Genomic DNA, 17,847 nt, shown 5'->3' with positions numbered 1-17,847 from the left:
GTCAAAGGCCTTTAACCGCAGGCTAAAGGCCAAAAATGTATAGGTCCAATGAGCTTTATTGAGCTGTACTGATATTCAAACGTTGTAGGCTAACGCTGAGCGCATCATCGAATTGACTAAAGAAATTATCTTCACCGACCAAATCAACAATCCCCGCTTTTTTCAGTTTCATTGCAACACGAGTATTTGCACCAGAGATCAACACTTGCACATTCTTTTTATGGAAGTTTTCGATCATTTCCTCAATGGATTGCAGGCCAGTAATGTCCATAAATGGAACCCATTTAAGGCGAATAATTAAAATTTCTGGCTGCTCTTGAATGCTGCTCATCACACGCTCAAAGGTTTCAGCCGCAGCAAAGAAAAATGGGCCTTCTAAGGCATAAACGGCGAGCTCTCTTGGTAACTGAGTTTGCCCATGACGAAGCAGCTCAGCACTGAGCTCATGGTGTGTACTGGCTTTTACCTCAACACTAGATGCCATACGTTTTACAAAGTGAAGGGTAGCGATGATCACCCCGATATTGACGGCGACAACTAAGTCAGCAAACACGGTTAATCCAAAGGTTAGCAACAAAATAACCACATCGGCTTTGGGTGCACGTTTAACCAATTTAATAAAGTGGGTAACTTCACTCATGTTCCATGCTACGACGAACAAAATCGCACTGAGTACTGCCAGCGGAATATTGACGGCTAATGGTGCAAGTGCAATAAGGATAATGACCAGAGTGAGCGAGTGCACCACGCCCGAAAGTGGGCTTGTCCCCCCGTTGCGTATATTGGTTGCAGTACGTGCAATGGCGCCTGTTGCTGCAATACCACCGAAGAGAGGAGCAACGATATTAGCGATACCTTGGCCGACTAATTCTTGGTTTGAGTTGTGTTTGGTGCCCGCCATACCATCGGCGACCACCGCAGAAAGCAATGATTCAATCGCACCTAGCATGGCAATCGCAAAAGCAGGGCCAATCAATAGAATAATTTGAGAGAAACTAACTTCTGGAAGCGAAAACTCTGGCAATCCTTGAGGTATGCCTCCAAAAGCCGATCCAATCGTGCGGATCCCTTCAAAGCCAACAAAATATTGCAACACGGTAACGGTGATGAGAGCAAGCAGCGGCCCTGGTACTTTCGAGAGCTTAGGGATCTTAGGACCGAAGATAACCAGCGCGAGTGAAAATAACGCAAGGCCTGTTGTGGCCCAATCCATCTGCGGAAAGGCATGGAAAATAGACACTAATTTTTGATGAAAATGCTCACCTTCGATCTTGGGGAGGCCGAAGAACTCTTGCCATTGCCCAACCCAGATGATGACACCGATACCGCTGGTGAAGCCGACGATTACGGGGTCAGGAATATAGCGGATGATGCTACCGAGTTTTGCGACCCCCAGAACCAATAGAATCACACCGGCCATCATAGTGGCTATCTGCAACCCGCTGACCCCATACTGGCTCACAATTCCAGCGAGTATCACGATGAAAGCACCCGTTGGGCCAGCTATCTGCACTCGCGAGCCGCCAAACAGTGAAACGATAACGCCTGCAATAATGGCGGTGTATATCCCTTGCTCCGGTTTCACGCCAGAAGCAATAGCGAATGCCATCGCCAGTGGCAGAGCGACAACCCCTACAATCAAACCTGCACTGATATTATTTAGCCACTGTTTTGGTCGTAGCAGACCGGCTTTATAGGATTCATATACGGCAAACATAATTGATAACCTTATTGAAAATAGGGGAAAATAGAAAGCGCGGTGGATTCTACGCTCATTTAAAATGCTGTAAAGAGGGGGGAATATTCAACTGAGGTTATAAATATAGTGGTTCGGCGGCGGAATTTTTACTATTTAGAGTTGTGGATGTGAGTCTATTTTCTTATGATTCACTAGGTAGGATGTTTTTTATACAGAGATGGAGTTTGTGATGATCAATAAACGTTTTTTTAAAACAAAAGAAGAAGTCGAAGTGACCTTTGAAGTGGACGTCCCAGATACGGCTGGCAATGTTGCGATAGTAGCGGACTTTCTTGACTGGCAACCAGAACCAATGAAAAAGGTGGCGAAAAGTAATAGTTTTAAATTTAAAACCCGTTTACCTAAAGATGCTGAATTTCAATTTCGTTACTTGTTGGATGACCAACAATGGGTTAACGATCCTAGCGCTGACCAGTACATTGCCAATGGTTTTGGCGAGGAAAATAGCCTAGTAACGACTTATCAATAGGTTGTTGATAAATCTTGTGAAAGCGTGAAACATGATTAGGACAGTACTCATTTTTACGTGTAATTGTTGATTTGTTATAAGGCACTCCGGTGCCTTTTTTGACCATAGAATCACACGATATAGGTGACTTTTGAAACAGAAAGTCTTAATCTTGAGGCTCTTTTGACTTAATCCACAGGATAGATAGTGCTTCCTCGTTCTCTCATTCTGCGCTTTTCTGAGCTTTCACTTCCAAAAAAAGCGTCGATTATTGGCCTACCGATTGTTGCGGCCATCGCATTTTCCTCATCTATGCAGGATAGCTCCTTACAGCGCCAAATTGAGCTCTCTATTACTGAAACTCAAATTGTTCAGTCGATTTTATCTGATGCTATTGAGGTAAAAAATCTTCCGGATTTTGAATATGAGATTAAATCTGGTGACAATTTAAGTACTATCTTTAATCAACTTGGCTTTGGCTACCAAGACTTGATGAAGATTATGGAAACCGATTTAAACTACCTCGCATTGGATACGCTAAAACCTGGCAACATCCTCAGGTTTTGGAAAGCGCAAAATGGAAATGCGCTTTCCAAAATGGAGCTAGAATTTAGCCTAGTCGAGCGCGCGGTATATTCACGTTTAGATGATGGTACCTATGAGTTTCAAGATGTTAAAATACCGGGTGTATGGAAAGAGTTCGCCATGGTTGGCGAGATCCAAGGCAGCTTTTCTCAGTCGGTCAATTCGATAGGGTTAGGCAGCGCTGAGATAGAACAGATCGTCTCTTTACTTAAAGATAAACTCAATTTCTCTCGTGATCTTAGGGTTGGCGATCGATTTGAAGTGGTTCAATCTCGTCAATTTGTCGGTGAAAAATTAACGGGCAGCCGTGAAATCCAAGCAGTTAAAATTTACAGTCGAGGTAATGAAGTCTCCGCTTATTTGCATCGTGATGGGCAATACTACGATAAGAATGGCGATAGTTTGCAGCGTGCATTTCAACGCTATCCAACCACCAACAAGCGTGTCAGCTCTAACTTTGATGCGCATCGCCTGCACCCAGTCACGAAAAGAGTGGCTCCGCACAATGGGACTGATTTTGGTGTACCAGTCGGTACTCCGGTATTCTCGACTGGCGATGGTACGGTGATCATGACGCGTAAGCACCCTTATGCGGGTAATTATGTGGTGATACAACATGGCAGTACTTACAAAACACGCTATTTGCATTTGAGTAAAATTTTAGTGCGTAAAGGTCAGAAAGTATCGCGAGGTGAGCGGATCGGTTTATCTGGGCAATCGGGCCGAGTCACTGGGCCTCATCTGCATTATGAGCTGATGGTTCGAGATCGCGCAGTGAATGCCATGACCGCCAACATACCAATGGCAAACTCAGTGCCTAAAAAAGAGATGGCGGGGTTTGTTGCAAGGCGTAATGAACTCGATTCTATGCTTCAGCAGCAAGAACTGCGGTATGCCACCAGTGAGTCTTCGGCTGACCAAGAGTCTTAATTTGATAGCATAATGGATATTAGTAATCCCTCACTTTCAGAGTGAGGGTTTTTTATGCGCGCCGTACATGGCTCATGTTGTTCCAGTGAGTCACGATAGAGTGCGGTGTTTCTGGCTTTGAAAAATAGTAACCTTGGATCTGTTCACAGCCCATAGCATAGAGTTTCTCCAGAGCTTCTTGGTTCTCCACCCCTTCTGCGACGAGATCAACCCTAAGTTGATTTGCCAATTGAATAATCAACCAAACTACACGCTCTGCTGTTTCGTTACACACCATGTTTTTGATAAAAGTGGCATCAATTTTAATGCAATCGATGGGGTAGCTATGGATGTAATTCAAGCTCGAATAGCCAGTGCCAAAGTCATCAAGCGCGATGGTAAAACCAAGTAGTCTGAGCTTATCTAAGATGTATCTAACTTCACTGGTTTGTGAAAGTAGTACTGTTTCGGTGAGCTCAATTGTGAATTCATTAGGCTCAAAGCCGTATTGAGTAATGGTTTGCATTAAGTGTTCGAGATAGCGCTTGGAGTTGATCAGTTCATGTGCCGAACAGTTAAGTCCTAATTTTACCTTGTAGCCTAAGCCCTCCTCTAGCTCAACTTTTGCTAGGCATGCCAGCTCAACAATGCGTTCTCCTAATTCCACAATTAAACCTGACTGCTCAGCAGTATCGATAAACTCAATCGGTGAAATCGCACCCAGAGTTTCGCTATTCCAGCGAGTGAGAATCTCAAAATAGTTCCACTGTTCTTGGTGACGACTGACGATCGGTTGCGCCACCACAAATAGCTCACTATTTTTACTGGTTAACTTATTGAGTTCACGGCGTAGAGCTTCTGTGATTTGGGTTTGACGATGGTATTGGTCACTCAGATGGGTATCATAGCAACGGATATTACTACCGCGAGTTTGCTTACACTCTTTGAGTGCTAAACAGGCATTGAGAATCAGTTGATCGGCCGTGATTGTCTCTTGAGTTTTCCTTGAAATGCCAATGCTTAAGCTAATTTTAATGCGATGTGATGCATCGACATAACCTGTATTTAGCTTATCCAATATGCAGCGGCAGATTTGCAACGGATCATTAGAGAAGGTGATAAACGCATATTCATCCCCTGCGATTCGAAATGCCAAATTCTCTTCCGGAACGCTTTGAATGATGGCATTAGCCACAAACTTAATGATTTGGTCGCCAATATAGTGCCCATATAAGTCATTGATCGATTTAAAATTATCGATGTCTAAATAAGCAAGAGTAAACGGTTCATTGGTTGTTTCAACTAAGCGTTCTAATTTGTCAGCTAGATAACTGCGGTTCATTAAATCGGTCAGGTTGTCGTGAGAAACTTCATAGCTAAGTTGATTAACCAAGCTGTCAGAGCGTTCGCTCAACCACTTATTGCGCAGGCTGTGAACGACTATGTTAGCAATGATTCGGTGGTAGCCAATCACGAATTCCTCATCTTCGATGGGAGAATAGAAGGTAGACACGAGCATTCCGAGTATTTCGCGATTCTTGGCACGTAGGGGAATACCGATATAGGCATCAATCTTATTTTCAATTAGAAACTTGTCATCAGGAAAAATTTTGGTTACTTGTGATGGAAACAGACAGTATTCCTGTTTTGATTTCCACACTTGCTCACACGGTGTTCCCCTGAGCGGATAACCCGTGTCGTTGTTGTCTGGCGTCTCACCAGCATGAGATAAGGTGTGAGCTCTGTAATGCCATTTGTCTAACTCGACGATGCATGTACAGCAGGTTTGAAAATGTGTATGCAGCACCAATGTGGCTCGATCATGTAACTCAGAGCCATCGAGCAGCATGAGCTCGTTAATGGTGTTTAGACTAACTGCATCCCTAGCCAATGATGTTTTAGTCATATGTCGTACTCTGTTTTTTTAGAATATGCACTTAGTGACTATGGTCGACATTGCGCAGTTTTGCCACTCGCAATGATGGGTACTTGAGACGCAAAAAAATAAAATATTGGTTATTCAGCGGCTTAGTTGCAGAGTTTTATGAGTACTTTTTTGTCTAGGATAAATTTGCTCTGGTGGACAATTTTGTGATGGAAATAGACGTAACCCCAATTTAGTTACCTAGCTTCATTCGTTAATTTTTCTTTTAAGTAGTTGAGAAATAAATGAGTTCGAGTGTGTTGATAATCAAGTTTAGGGTAATAAGCGTAAACCGTTGCTTGATCAACGGTGATATCGGGTAGCAAACGTACCAGATTGCCCAAACGTAGCTCTTCTTTGACCATCACGTCGTTGGTGACAATCACTCCCATGCCATTTTTGCCTGCATAGAAAAGTGCTTCTGGATTGGTTGTCGCGAAATTACCTGATAACGATAGGCGTTTGCCCGTTGAGGTTTTTAATTCGCGCGTTGTGTGTTCTCCCCAAATCAAGACATTGTGCTGTTGAAGCTGTTCGGCAGATTTGGGCATACCATATTTTTCAATATAGTTAGGAGAAGCATAAAAGCCGGCCCTATGTTCAAATAGGGGTGAGGCTTTAAAACTGAGGGAGTTGAGTTGGTCAATTTCTCGGCTGATGAATAAATCAAGGTGAAGTTCGGGCAATTGCCCCGGAGTTGTTGTGGTCAGTTGGATTCGAATGTCAGGGTAGCGCTGTAGAAATTCATCTAAATACTGCACCAAAAATTTTGAGCCCACAGAGAGTGTCGCCCCAATTTTTAGCAGGCCAGCGGGAGTTTGGCTGACAGATCGTGTTTCATCAACCACCGATTGCCAACTTTCAAGTTGTGCTTTTGCTCGCTCATAAAAGAGAGCACCCGCTTCGGTTTGTGTCACCGTTCGTGTGGTGCGCTTAAGTAACTGCACGCCAATTTTCTCTTCCAGCCAATGTACTCGTTTACTGATGGCTGAGCTGGTGGTATTGAGCTTACGTGCCGCGCCGTTAAAGCTTCCTTCTTCAACCACTCGCATGTATGTTTTAACATTTTGTATCCAATCCATCGTTACCCTACTCATTCCTCATTGGAACTAATTCATTTCCTGAGTGCTTTATTATCAAATCTGAGTTGCCAATATATACTGAAAACGTATTTTGACACCACATCTACCGACGATAAGAGCTCACTTAGCAACCCATGAAAACTCTCGCTAGCACACCATTTAAAAAGACGCCGATGTTATTGGCGATGATGATCATTGCCACGGGCCAAGTTGGGGTGAGTATCTATTTACCTGCACTGCCGTTGATCAGCCGAGACTTAATGGTTGACCAAGCCAGTATTCAATGGCTCGTCACGCTCTTTTTAGTGGCGTTTGGAATGTCACAGCTTTTTTACGGGCCATTGTCTGATGCGGTTGGTAGACGCCCGACATTTTTACTCGGGCAGGGGATCTATTTGGCCGGTACAGTATTGTGTGTCTGTTTTTCGGATAATTTTCATGCGTTGGCTGCTGGTCGCCTACTGCAAGGGCTTGGCGCGGGAAGTGCTTCTGTTCTTGGTCGCAGTGTGCTGCGTGACAGTTATGATGGTCTGCAATTAACAAAGGCGCTTTCTTACATCGCCATCACCGCCTCAATTATGCCAATTATTGCCCCCGTACTCGGTGGGTGGCTTGCCTTTCATTTAAGTTGGCAGTCCGTGTTTGTGTTCGTATTAATGTATATCTGTACCATTTTTATTTTAGGTTGGTGGATATTGCCAGAAACGTTGCCATACGCGAAACATCGGTTTCAACCTAAGGCCGTATTGCATAACTACTTGCTACTCTTGAAAAATTCCCAAGTGCTGACCAGCGCCAGTTACAACTGGATCAGCTATTTATCTAGTTTAGTGACTCTGTCGGTGCTGCCTTTTCTCTTGCAAAACAAGCTGGGGTTAACGGCCGCCGATTATGGAACCGTAATGATCGTCCCTTCCGCGGGTTTGATGATAGGCAGTGTTGCCGTTAACTTACTCAATGATCGTTTTTCATCCCAACGTTTACTTGCTTTGGCGATTGTCATTATGGCCTTTGCCGGTGTTTGGTTACTGATAACACCGATGAGCGTGTTTAATTTAGTGTGGGGATTTACTTGGTTAACGGTTGCGCAAGGTATCTCATTTCCATTATCCACCAGCATGCTGCTCGGGCCACACAAAACTCAAGCGGGCTCCGTTGCGGCTCTATCCGGCTCCATTCAAATGTGTTTAGCTGGATTTTTAGGGGGATACTTGGTGGAAAGATGGATCACGAGTCAGATGTCACTAGGCTGGTTCTATTTAGCCACCAGTTGCTCTATGTTTGTGGTGTTGTGTTCTTCCTATCGCTTACGTCAAAGCAAATTCGCTTAATGCTGTTTATACCCTTCCGGTTTGAAGCGGTTTAAGTCTAGTGGTGCATTTGTATCGTACATGTCGGCACAAGAGAAATAATTTGAGGTATAATCTCGGCGACATTAATTCGACGGAAAAATCAATGCAACAAGATGAATTTCAAGCATTAGTCAAAAGCTTGTGCGAGCAAAAAACACTTCCTCAAGCGTTAGATATGCTGAAAGTATTTGAAGATCAAGATATTGCTGAAGCAGCCTTATCGTTAGTGGGCCAGTTTGCTTTAGCCGAAGTGGATGGGGAGCAACGCATTTACCACGTCGTGTTGCAAGAAAATGAGCAAGGTGAAGAAGAAGAGTTTGTCGAACACATTATGAATGAAGGCGATGACGTTATTAAGTTTGTTGCTTGGTTTTTTGAAACCATGTTTGAAGTTAAGCAGAAAGAAACTTACTTGGCTGCTGGTAAAACCTATAAGCAGCCTAAACGCGGTTAACTGAAAATTAATTACTTTATTTTGTGACTCAGGTCTTGTTTTTGTTCTTTATTGGACTAATATACACCTCGTTAGGTAAATAAATTACATGTTGAGGTGATTCATGGGTTATGAATTAGGTGGTGCTTACGTTGGTCAACTGATCGCAAAAAAAGCGATGTATGATGCAATGCATGGCAAACCACAAGCAAAGAAAAAGTCTTTCATTAAAACGCTAGTGAAGAAATTCAGCAAATAGTGAATGCCTAAGAATCAAAAAGCCCTAGCTTGGTAACAAGCTGGGGCTTTGCTTTATTTACTGGGGTAAAAATGGCTGTGCAAATTCGTCCACCATTCGTCCACAAAGAGCCCGTATACCATTACTGACTAAAGAGTCGGCGGTTTCTGAGGCGTCAGTACTTTTTCTTCTAAAGTAACCAGATGCTCTGGGGCACTACTGACTTTTTTTGGTTAGCCAATCTTCCAATTTATCACACCCGCCGATATAGCGGCTTTCTAGCCAAATTTGTGGCACGGTGACGGGCGTTTTTTGACCAATGATAGCTTTAACTTCTGGGATCATCCGGTACAGCGCCGCACTTTCTTTGACGACATCATGATAGGTGTATTGAATTCCCGCTTCATCCAGCAATTTCTTTGCTTTTACGCAGTACGGGCAAGTGGCTTTTCCATACACAATATTGCCAGTTAACTCGTCACGTTGTGCCCACTCTTTGATCACCGATTGAACCAAAACACCTCGATTTAACGCTTCTCCTTGGCTGATCACTTTACCTTCAACGACCAATATTGGGGCGTGCCATGCGCCAAGTTTCAAGGGTTCCCACCAGTACGATAGCCAGTCTTTGACTTCTAACTCGATGGGAATGCCCTCCAGTTCATTATTGAAGGTGTCAGTCAAAATGTCCTTGGTGAGCGTACACTCGCCGCAAGAGATGGTGACTTTAAATGGACCCCAACTTCCAGCCCATCGGTATAGTGTGATTTTTATCGGTTTTGCCATCGTGTTTTCCTCAAGAAGCATTGCTTAGAGAATAGGAAAGAGTTGAGTGACTTTTTATTTCAACGCGAAGATTTTTTTGTTTCCCAGTGAGTAATAAAGGCCACTGAAGCGATAATGATGGCAGCGCCAAGCCATAATCGCCCGGGTGGTGCCCAGCCAAACACTAACCAACCCGCCAAAACATTCAGTGGCAGCTTCGCGTGATCAAAAGGTTGCACAAAAGACGCATCTGCCACCGCATAGGCTTTAACTATCGCCCATTGAGCCAGTGCTGTCATCGCACCCGCAAAAAGCAATATGAGCCATAGAGTGCTCCCTTGAGGTGTTTGCCAATCTGGTAAAGCGAGCAGTAGATTGAACGGTGTGATCAGTACCAAAAGGTAGACCACCATAGTAGACGGTGAGTCATGGGCAGACAGTTTTTTCACCATCAAAGAGTAACAAGCCCAAAAAAATGCCGCGCCAACAGGTAGCAACGATGCCCAGTTGAAATCGTCAGCCCAAGGTTCAAGGATGATCATCGCCCCGACAAAGCCAGTTAATGTTGCTGCCCAGCGTGCTGTACCCACTTTCTCTTTTAAAAAAAGGCCTGAGCCAATCGTGGCAAACAGAGGAGAGGTCATCAGCAGTGCAATACCTTGCCAAATGGGTACGGGATAGGCGAGTGCCCATAACCAGAGTTGTATGCCAATCACAGATAAAAACACACGGAAAATATGCATGCTTAAATGCTCGGTGCGCAGCGAGTAGCGGATCCCTAACGTTGATAAATACGGCAAAATAACGACTAACGCGATGGCATACTGAACCAGCGCCACCGTGGTAGATGACAGGCCATAATTGATACTGGCGACTTGAGCAAGGCTATTGACTATCGCAAAGGCGAGGCCTGCGATTAGCATCCAACTTGCCCCTTGGATTGGGTGGTGAAGTATTTTGGTCATAGAGAAGAGGGTTATAGAAAAAGTCGTTGAATCATACTGACTTATCAGCGTTAAACCAATCTCTGAAATGAATGGAGTGGTTCAATAAATTTGAGCAAGTGTTATCCCTGCTGATTCCCACTTGTCTGAAACGCCAAACATTTTGCGTATGGGCTGTGGTTATGGGATAAAAAAAGCCCCCTAAAAAGAGGGCGAAAGAACATGAACGGCCAGTGCTCTGCCTTAGCACTGAAAAGAAGCACAAACGCTGCCATGCATTTGTACTTATTACATAGCAGGTTGTGTGCCAAATTTAACCTATTGAAAAATAATAAAATTATATTATTGGCTCTATGAGGGATGGTCTAGCCTAGTGCAATGAGTTTCATTGTGGTGCAATGCCGTCAAATAAAAAAGGCCAAGCGAGTGCTTGGCCAAAAGGATGATATCCTTAGGGAGTATATGCGTTCGTATGATTGAAATTAGAAGTTGTAACGTAGGCCTAGGCGAATAGAGTCTTTTGCATCATACGCAGTGCCGAGGTCTTTTTTATCTAGGTTGTTCATTTTGTAGGCAACGTAAGTGTAGATTGATTTATTGAAATCATAACGCCCCGTCAACTCAGCAAAATCACTTTTCGTCGTTGTGACGTTTGCAGTTTCATTTTCCGTTTTTTGATACACCCCAATCAAGCGGAAGTTACTTGTGATTTTGTATTGCGCAGCAAATTCAATCCCGTTGAATTCGCTCTTCGCTTTATCGTCCAAATCCCCTTGTGTATAGGTCAGGCCTAAGTACAAATCGTCCAACGTGTAATTCGCACCGGCAATAATTTGATTCGCTGCACCTTGGCCTGTGCCATTATCGTTGCTTGCGTAGCCCAAGCCTAAACCAAGGCCGATAGGTAAGTTATAAATTGCAGAAAGACCAAAGCCATCGGTGTCTTTTTCTTCGCCTGCAATAAAGCTTGCTTTCACATTGAGGGCATCAAATGTAGCTGCGTAGAGGAAGGTGTTGTTGATTTGCTCATTACCTGCGTTGATGAACTCTTTTTGAGCGCCAGTATAAGTACCGATGTCTGACATTTGAGAAATTTGCACGCCAGCCGTATCTTGGCGGCCGACAGAAATAGCACCAAAATCAGCTTGTAAACCTGCAAATAGGTAACGTTGGTTGAAATCAGAATTCTTATCGTTGCTGGCGGAGGAATTAACCGTTTGCTCTGCTTCATAGGTTGCAAAACCTTTCAAAGAGTCAGAGATTTCTGTTGAACCTGTAATGTTCAAACGCGCACGGCTTTTGTTTTTCATCGTGCCTTCAATTTCTTTGCCTTTGTCATCACCACCGAAATCGCCACGAAATTCTGCACGTCCACCAACTTTAAGCTCATTTCCATCCGCTTTGTAAACAGTCGCAGCAAAAGAAGAACCTGATACCAATGCTGTAAGAATTGCGGTTGCGATTGTTGCTTTTTTCATTTTATTTACCTTATCCATAATCAATGAGCTTCAGTGCTCGAACGGTTTGATGTGAGTAAAGTAGATGTTTTAAATGAATATTTAATTACTGATTTATGATGTTTACATGTTGTTTTTATTGATGATTTATTAAAGAGAATGTTATGTAGTGATGTTCAAAATAATCAAGGTGCCATGAATTTTGAGTCGAAGATCTTACTTTTATCTAATGAAGATGCAAATCCATTCACTCGCGCTGTAGATGAGGTAAACTCGACGATCTTAGTTATCTCAAGGAAGACTATATGTATTCGGTTCGTTTGGATAAACAGAAGATAACCCCGTCTAAAGTGTTGTGTGTTGGTCGGAACTATATTGAACATATTCAAGAGCTTAATAACACAATGCCAGAACAAATGGTGGTGTTTAATAAACCCAATACGAGCATTACAACCACTCTATCCTCGTTTCACCAAGAGACGCTTCACTATGAAGCTGAAATTTGTTTTTTGATCAAAAAAGGTCAATACAGCGCGGTTGGTTTGGGGTTAGATCTGACTAAGCGGGTACTGCAATCTCAGCTGAAAGCAAAAGGTTTACCTTGGGAGCGGGCGAAAGCATTTGATGGTTCAGCAGTACTTAGCCGATTTGTGCCACTGTATGGTATCGACATCAATAAGTTGCAGTTAGAGCTATTCATCAACTGTGTTCGGGTTCAGTGCGGCGGTGTCAACCAAATGATCTATTCACCCGCCACCATTTTAGAAGAGCTGAAATCTTACACATCGCTGCGTGATGGTGACGTTGTGATGACCGGAACGCCACAAGGAGTTGGAGAAGTGCATTGTGGCGATCTCTTTTTAGGGCGTCTTAAATGTGGAGAGCAGACCTTAATCGAGATTGAATGGCTAGCGCAATAAAACTGATTTGCGCTATTCGGGCTGCGGTTATTATCAGTATTAACCGCAGCCTCTGTCTTTAATGGGCTAAGAGCGTTAAATTTAGCAAAAAGAAAGTCGCCATGCTGATGATCGTGGTCAGCAGGACATTCTTGGTTTTCCATGCAATCAGTCCCGCTAATGCTGCGGCCCACAAGTAGGGATTATGGCGATCAAGCCAAAGTGTTTGCTCTGGCAGGAACACAATCGGAGCCCAAATAGCAGTTAATACAGCAGGGCTAGAATAAGTGAGTAAGCGCTGGATAACTGGGTTGAGACGCAGCGGTAATTTAGGCTCTAAGAACAGATAACGGCTCATAAAGACCAAAGCGGTCATGGCGAGGATAGAAAGCAGAATCATCGTTGGTTCCTCCTGCTCGAACAGAGTAAAACTTCAGAAACATAACCTGCACACATTGCGCCAATGCTTGCTAGCATTAAGCTACCTTCAACTTGCCAAAGAGTCAGGCTTACCGATAACACTAGGGCACTGATGACAGCAACGAGTATCGGTATGTTTTTAATGTTCGGAATGACAATGGCGATAAAAGTAGCCGCGACTGCAAATTCCAACCCCAACTCGTTTAAAGCGGGGATGTAGCTGCCCGCAATAATGCCGACCAGTGTGGCCAAATTCCAAACTAAATAGAAGCTTAAACCTGCACCAAGCGCGTACCAACGGTTAAACTGTTTTTCATTTTGTTGTCCGCAGACCGCAAACAGCTCATCAGTGAGCAGAAAACCCAGAATTAAACGCCAACGTGTCGGGAGTGGGCTGATTTTGCTGCGCATGGAAACGCTGTAGAGAAAATGGCGAGAAGTGATGAAAAATGTGGTGATCAGCAGAGTCAACAGCCCTGCACCTGTTTTAAACATCCCCGTGGCGACGAGTTGCGCTGAGCCTGCAAATAAAACCGCAGAGAGTGCTTGGCTCTCTAATATGGTCAGGCCACTTTCAATCGCAAATGATCCTGCCAATAAGCCCCATGGTAAAACGGCAATGCTCAGCGGTAGCATGGCCAGTGCGCCTTGCCCAAAGAGGCGACCTCTAGGTTCCAAATGTACGTGGTTCAATAGTGTGCTATCCATAGTAATTCCTTTGCTGGAAGTGATGAATCTATCAAGCCACAAGGTTGGGTCAAGCGATTGTACAAAATTGCGCTTGCTATTTGGCTAAGAACTGTTTTGGCGTTAAGCCCATTGCACGCTTAAAGTGGCGATGTAGATGACTTTGGTCATGAAACCCAGATTCTTGCGCAGCATCTGAAATGGGATGACCACTTCTCAATAGTGTTTTAGCATAACGCAACCGCGCTTGAATTTGATAGGCATGCGGTGGGAAGCCATACATTTTTTGAAATGAACGAACCAAATGATAGGGGCTAACTCCAGCTAGTTTTGATAAATCTTCTAATGAGACATCGGCCTGAGGGAAGTCATCTAAGAATTCTTTAACCGTATAGAGCGACTGCTGAATTTTAGTTTTAGGTAGTGAGATAGGAGGACTTTTGGCATGACGTGCTACCAGTTTGGTTAGGGTCGCATAAACTAATGTTTCGCGTAATAGACGGTTACTCGACTGCTCTAACGTATCAAAAACTAAACGAAATTGGTTTGCTAATTCAGGATCGTAGACTACGGGTTCTGGAAAATAAGGAGCGCATGAGTTAGAAGAACCTAACTCTTGAAGCACGGTACTAAATTGTTCTGGAAGTGGGTACATGGCTTTATAGGCCCAACCACCTTCTACAGCAGAATGGCCATTATGGACTTCTTCGGCATTAACCAAAATAATGCTGTCTTGTGGAGCAATATGATGACCACCGGTGCGGTAAAATCGTTGAGCACCGCGTTCAATAACTCCCACCGTGTACCCTTCGTGGCTGTGGCGCGAAAAGTTTTGTGTTTCGTATTGTGCATCGAGAAGCTCAATTCCGCCAAGTTCATTAGCGATATGAAACTTGGCTAGTTCTCTCTTTTTGCTTTTCTGCTTGGGCATTTCATATCCTACCTTTTTGCAACAACCAGTGTAGCCGATTTATTCAGAATGGTTTTGTACAAAATTGCGCATACAACTGTCATCCACTGGAGGGAAAAGAGCGTTGTAGTCGCAGGCATTGTTCACCTAAACAGATGAAATAAAAATGCCGCCAACAATGAACTGAAGACGGCCTGTTATTTCGTTGTGCTTGTCCGGCAGTGAGCGCTACAAGCTGTGTTGGTGTTCTGCGATGAGCATCGCCATTTGCTCGTCGGCTTTTTTCTCGGCGCTGGCGAAATCTTCTTCTGCTTCGAAGGCTCCGATGACCTCGTAATAGCATTTCAATTTAGGTTCAGTGCCCGACGGGCGCACAATCACTCTCGCTCCGCCTTCCAAGTGATAGGTCAATACATCGCTAGCAGGAAGTTGAATCGCTTGCGTTGTTCCATCGGCAATATAACGTGTGAGTGATTTGAGATCGTCGGTCATGAGCACTTTTCTACCAGAGATTTCCGTTGGCGGTGTGGCGCGAAGCTTGTCACCGATCGGCGGTGAGTTAGGGTCTAACTTAATGCTGCGTTGTGCATTAATGTAAAAACCGTGCTGGCGGTAAATGGTTTCGAGTTGATCCCAAATAGTCTTACCTTGGCTGTATAATTCGGCCGCTAGTTGTGCAAATGCCACCATGGCCGAAAGACCATCTTTATCCCAAACGGTTTGCCCTATGGTGTAACCCAATGCTTCTTCATAGGCGAATAAGAACTGCTGTTCATCGCTTTGTTGTTGCATCGCCACGTTGGTCAACCATTTAAAGCCAGTCAAGGTTTGGTAGTATTTTGCACCTTTCGCCTGCGCAATATTACCGAGTAAACTGGATGAGACGATGGTGTTGCCAACCAACTGTTTTGAGGCATCGGTTTTGGAGAGCAAATAGTCCCCAAATAGTGTGCCAACTTGATCGCCAGTCAGCATTTGGTATTGACCATCCGCTCGTTGTACGGCAACGGCAAATCGGTCGGCATCTGGGTCGTTGGCGCAGGCCAGTTGTGCATTTTGGGCATGGGCTAACGCGATAACCATATCCATCGCCCCAGGCTCTTCAGGGTTCGGGAAGTTGACGGTCGGGAAACGGCCATCCGGCTCTCGTTGTTCCTTTACACTGATGACATGGGTAAACCCAGAGTCATGCAGCAAAGTTTCAGCCATCTCAGCGCCGACACCATGCATCGCGGTATACGCAATGGTAAGGCATTGCGGATCAGTGTGGTGGTTTAACAATGGGCTTTGATTGAGGGTACGACGGTAAGTTTGGTAATACTCTTCTGTTAGCCATTGCAAAAGGCCTTGTTGGTGCGCGTTGTCTAACGGCATCAGAGAAATAGCTCGCGTTGCCGCTAAGTCGATCTCCTCAGCAATGCCTGAATCGTGAGGAGGAATAATTTGTGCGCCATTTTCCCAGTACACCTTAAAGCCATTGTATTCGGGTGGGTTGTGACTGGCGGTGACTACGACTGCGGCGGCGGCATTAAAGTGTTTTACCCCAAAAGCGACTACTGGGGTCGGTGCCACTTTATACGTGAGATACACTTTGATCCCCAGCGCGGCGAGTACTGAGGCGGTATCGTGTGCAAATTGCTGAGAATCTGGCCGGCCATCATAGCCAATCACCACCCCACGTGTTTTGGCATTGCTGACTTGTTGAATGAGGTAGTGCCCTAAACCCGTCGCCGTTTCTTGAATTACCAGGCGGTTCATACGATTAGGGCCGCATCCCACGATGCCGCGTAAACCCGCGGTGCCGAACTCAAGACGTGATTGAAAGCGAGCTTTTATCTCATCTAACTGATGCTGATCGACTAGTGCTTGTAGTTCTTGGCGAGTTTTAGGATCGGGATCTTTTTCTAACCATTCGGAAACGTGTTGCATCATGGTTTCACCTTCTTACATTCATGTTTAATTAATTCTAACTGATATTCATTCTCAATAATGGGGGCGCAATCGCTAAACATCGTTCTTATTTTGTTTCTCATCACGTGTTGCTTCTCTTTGATTGGTTGCGCAACTGACGCTGACAAATTCAGTGTTATCTAGTTAGAGTGATGAAGCGAGAGATGGCGTAAACTGCGTAGCTCGAGCCGCCTAAACAGTAAAGAGAGGCTTAAACATAAACCCAAGTATGCACCGCCCACTAACAACCATATTTCAAAAATAAGCCCAGAAGAGTTAGCGATTTCTGTGCCAACAAACGTCATTTCTTGAATTGAAATTAGCGATACAATCGAAGAATCTTTGACCAAAGAAATCGCTTGCCCAGCTAAAGCCGGCGTGATCGCCGCCAATACTTGAGGGGCAATGACGTATCGGTATTTTACCCATCGAGACAGCCCTAAAGAGTGCGCTGCTTCCCACTGACCTTGAGCGATTCCGGCCAAACCTGAACGAACAACTTCAGCGATGTAGGCCGATGAAAGCATCCCAATACACACAATTCCAGAGAACAAATTTTCCCATAGATGAGAAGGACCAAACAGCCAATGCTGAATGACATTGGTTGGCTCATGGTGTTCCCGTAGTAGGTTTTCTAGGCCCAACAACGGGATCAGTTGATTGGAGACAAAAAAATAAAAAATGAACACGAAAACCAGCGGCGGAATGTTCCTAACTAATTGCACAAAAGCGTTAGCCGGAATTCTGAACCACGAAAACTGAGAGTGGCGTGCTACGCCAAGCAGTGTGCCTAACACAAGGGCCAGCACCATCGCCCAGACACTTAAGCGCAAAGTAGCAACTAACCCCTGAAAGAAATAAGGGATAGCACCATGGCTCGTTGGGGTGAAAATCAGAGCAAAAGCTTCTTGCCAACGCCAATTATAATTCACCCCAAGCTCGGCTCGGTGCGTTAACCAAATAACAAAGCCTAGCAGTGCTACGAGTAACGCATAATCGAGCTTATTGAGCGATAATCGTAGCCATGGTTTAAGGCTCCGTTTTTCATACAGTACGGTTTTTGTTCTATTCACATCCGCCCCTCA

The 17,847-nt window shown here is 44.5% G+C and carries 17 protein-coding genes; 6 read left to right on the top strand and 11 right to left on the bottom strand.

The window, feature by feature from the left end; all coding sequences use genetic code 11:
• Positions 1 to 55: 55 nt before the first annotated feature.
• The gene (locus EXZ60_RS13395; RefSeq protein WP_277435827.1) at positions 56 to 1,717 is read right to left on the bottom strand and encodes a SulP family inorganic anion transporter; all 1,662 of its coding nucleotides are present in this window, start codon (positions 1,715 to 1,717) and stop codon (positions 56 to 58) included.
• Between the two features lie 211 nt (positions 1,718 to 1,928).
• On the opposite strand from EXZ60_RS13395, the gene EXZ60_RS13390 reads away from it, so the two are divergent.
• The gene (locus EXZ60_RS13390; protein WP_026028657.1) at positions 1,929 to 2,228 is read left to right on the top strand and encodes an isoamylase early set domain-containing protein; all 300 of its coding nucleotides are present in this window, start codon (positions 1,929 to 1,931) and stop codon (positions 2,226 to 2,228) included.
• Positions 2,229 to 2,414: 186 nt separating this feature from the next.
• Positions 2,415 to 3,722, top strand: coding sequence for a peptidoglycan DD-metalloendopeptidase family protein (locus EXZ60_RS13385; RefSeq protein ID WP_194567222.1), 1,308 nt, complete (start codon positions 2,415 to 2,417; stop codon positions 3,720 to 3,722).
• A gap of 52 nt (positions 3,723 to 3,774) precedes the next feature.
• Here EXZ60_RS13385 and EXZ60_RS13380 read toward each other — a convergent pair whose 3' ends face one another.
• Together EXZ60_RS13380 and EXZ60_RS13375 are read right to left on the bottom strand one after the other, a co-directional pair.
• Complete coding sequence (locus EXZ60_RS13380; protein WP_277435826.1) at positions 3,775 to 5,607, bottom strand: bifunctional diguanylate cyclase/phosphodiesterase; 1,833 nt, start codon at positions 5,605 to 5,607, stop codon at positions 3,775 to 3,777.
• A 215-nt stretch (positions 5,608 to 5,822) separates the two neighbouring features.
• Positions 5,823 to 6,707, bottom strand: coding sequence for a LysR family transcriptional regulator (locus EXZ60_RS13375; RefSeq protein WP_026027569.1), 885 nt, complete (start codon positions 6,705 to 6,707; stop codon positions 5,823 to 5,825).
• A gap of 134 nt (positions 6,708 to 6,841) precedes the next feature.
• Here EXZ60_RS13375 and EXZ60_RS13370 point away from each other — a divergent pair, with 134 nt between their 5' ends.
• The 3 genes from EXZ60_RS13370 to EXZ60_RS13360 all read left to right on the top strand — a co-directional run bounded on the left by EXZ60_RS13370 (position 6,842) and on the right by EXZ60_RS13360 (position 8,751).
• Entirely contained in the window at positions 6,842 to 8,038 is a 1,197-nt protein-coding gene (locus EXZ60_RS13370) for a multidrug effflux MFS transporter (protein WP_277435825.1), read from the top strand.
• Between the two features lie 124 nt (positions 8,039 to 8,162).
• Entirely contained in the window at positions 8,163 to 8,513 is a 351-nt protein-coding gene (locus tag EXZ60_RS13365; protein WP_026027570.1) for a hypothetical protein, read from the top strand.
• A 103-nt stretch (positions 8,514 to 8,616) separates the two neighbouring features.
• Positions 8,617 to 8,751 carry a hypothetical protein gene (locus EXZ60_RS13360; RefSeq protein WP_013868100.1) on the top strand — a complete coding sequence of 45 codons (135 nt, stop codon included), beginning with the start codon at positions 8,617 to 8,619 and terminating at the stop codon, positions 8,749 to 8,751.
• Between the two features lie 195 nt (positions 8,752 to 8,946).
• Here EXZ60_RS13360 and EXZ60_RS13355 read toward each other — a convergent pair whose 3' ends face one another.
• The 3 genes from EXZ60_RS13355 to EXZ60_RS13345 form a co-directional block, all read right to left on the bottom strand.
• On the bottom strand, positions 8,947 to 9,516 hold the full coding sequence (locus EXZ60_RS13355) for a glutaredoxin domain-containing protein (protein ID WP_232471696.1): 570 nt from the start codon (positions 9,514 to 9,516) through the stop codon (positions 8,947 to 8,949).
• Positions 9,517 to 9,575: 59 nt separating this feature from the next.
• Positions 9,576 to 10,460: a DMT family transporter gene (locus EXZ60_RS13350; RefSeq protein WP_277435824.1), complete on the bottom strand. Its 885-nt coding sequence runs from the start codon at positions 10,458 to 10,460 to the stop codon at positions 9,576 to 9,578.
• A 461-nt stretch (positions 10,461 to 10,921) separates the two neighbouring features.
• Complete coding sequence (locus EXZ60_RS13345) at positions 10,922 to 11,917, bottom strand: porin (protein WP_199867990.1); 996 nt, start codon at positions 11,915 to 11,917, stop codon at positions 10,922 to 10,924.
• A 284-nt stretch (positions 11,918 to 12,201) separates the two neighbouring features.
• Here EXZ60_RS13345 and EXZ60_RS13340 point away from each other — a divergent pair, with 284 nt between their 5' ends.
• Complete coding sequence (locus EXZ60_RS13340) at positions 12,202 to 12,816, top strand: fumarylacetoacetate hydrolase family protein (protein ID WP_277435823.1); 615 nt, start codon at positions 12,202 to 12,204, stop codon at positions 12,814 to 12,816.
• A gap of 58 nt (positions 12,817 to 12,874) precedes the next feature.
• Here the strand turns inward: EXZ60_RS13340 and EXZ60_RS13335 are convergent, their stop codons facing one another.
• From EXZ60_RS13335 to EXZ60_RS13315, 5 genes are all read right to left on the bottom strand, one after another.
• A complete protein-coding gene (locus tag EXZ60_RS13335; protein WP_013868095.1) occupies positions 12,875 to 13,195 on the bottom strand; it encodes an AzlD domain-containing protein in 321 nt (106 codons plus the stop codon).
• Entirely contained in the window at positions 13,192 to 13,923 is a 732-nt protein-coding gene (locus tag EXZ60_RS13330) for an AzlC family ABC transporter permease (protein ID WP_088733521.1), read from the bottom strand. The genes EXZ60_RS13335 and EXZ60_RS13330 overlap by 4 nt, the downstream gene beginning before the upstream one ends.
• Before the next feature lie 76 nt (positions 13,924 to 13,999).
• A complete protein-coding gene (locus EXZ60_RS13325; protein WP_029388160.1) occupies positions 14,000 to 14,833 on the bottom strand; it encodes an AraC family transcriptional regulator in 834 nt (277 codons plus the stop codon).
• Positions 14,834 to 15,040: 207 nt separating this feature from the next.
• Positions 15,041 to 16,744, bottom strand: coding sequence for a phospho-sugar mutase (locus EXZ60_RS13320; RefSeq protein ID WP_277435822.1), 1,704 nt, complete (start codon positions 16,742 to 16,744; stop codon positions 15,041 to 15,043).
• A 158-nt stretch (positions 16,745 to 16,902) separates the two neighbouring features.
• Positions 16,903 to 17,835: an amino acid ABC transporter permease gene (locus tag EXZ60_RS13315; protein WP_047687756.1), complete on the bottom strand. Its 933-nt coding sequence runs from the start codon at positions 17,833 to 17,835 to the stop codon at positions 16,903 to 16,905.
• Positions 17,836 to 17,847 lie beyond the last annotated feature (12 nt).

The organism is Vibrio sp. 1151_11, assembly GCF_029478525.1.
GTDB lineage: Bacteria > Pseudomonadota > Gammaproteobacteria > Enterobacterales > Vibrionaceae > Vibrio > Vibrio anguillarum.
Note: the sequence above shows the minus strand (reverse complement) of the source record. Positions and strands in the feature narration are given on the sequence as shown.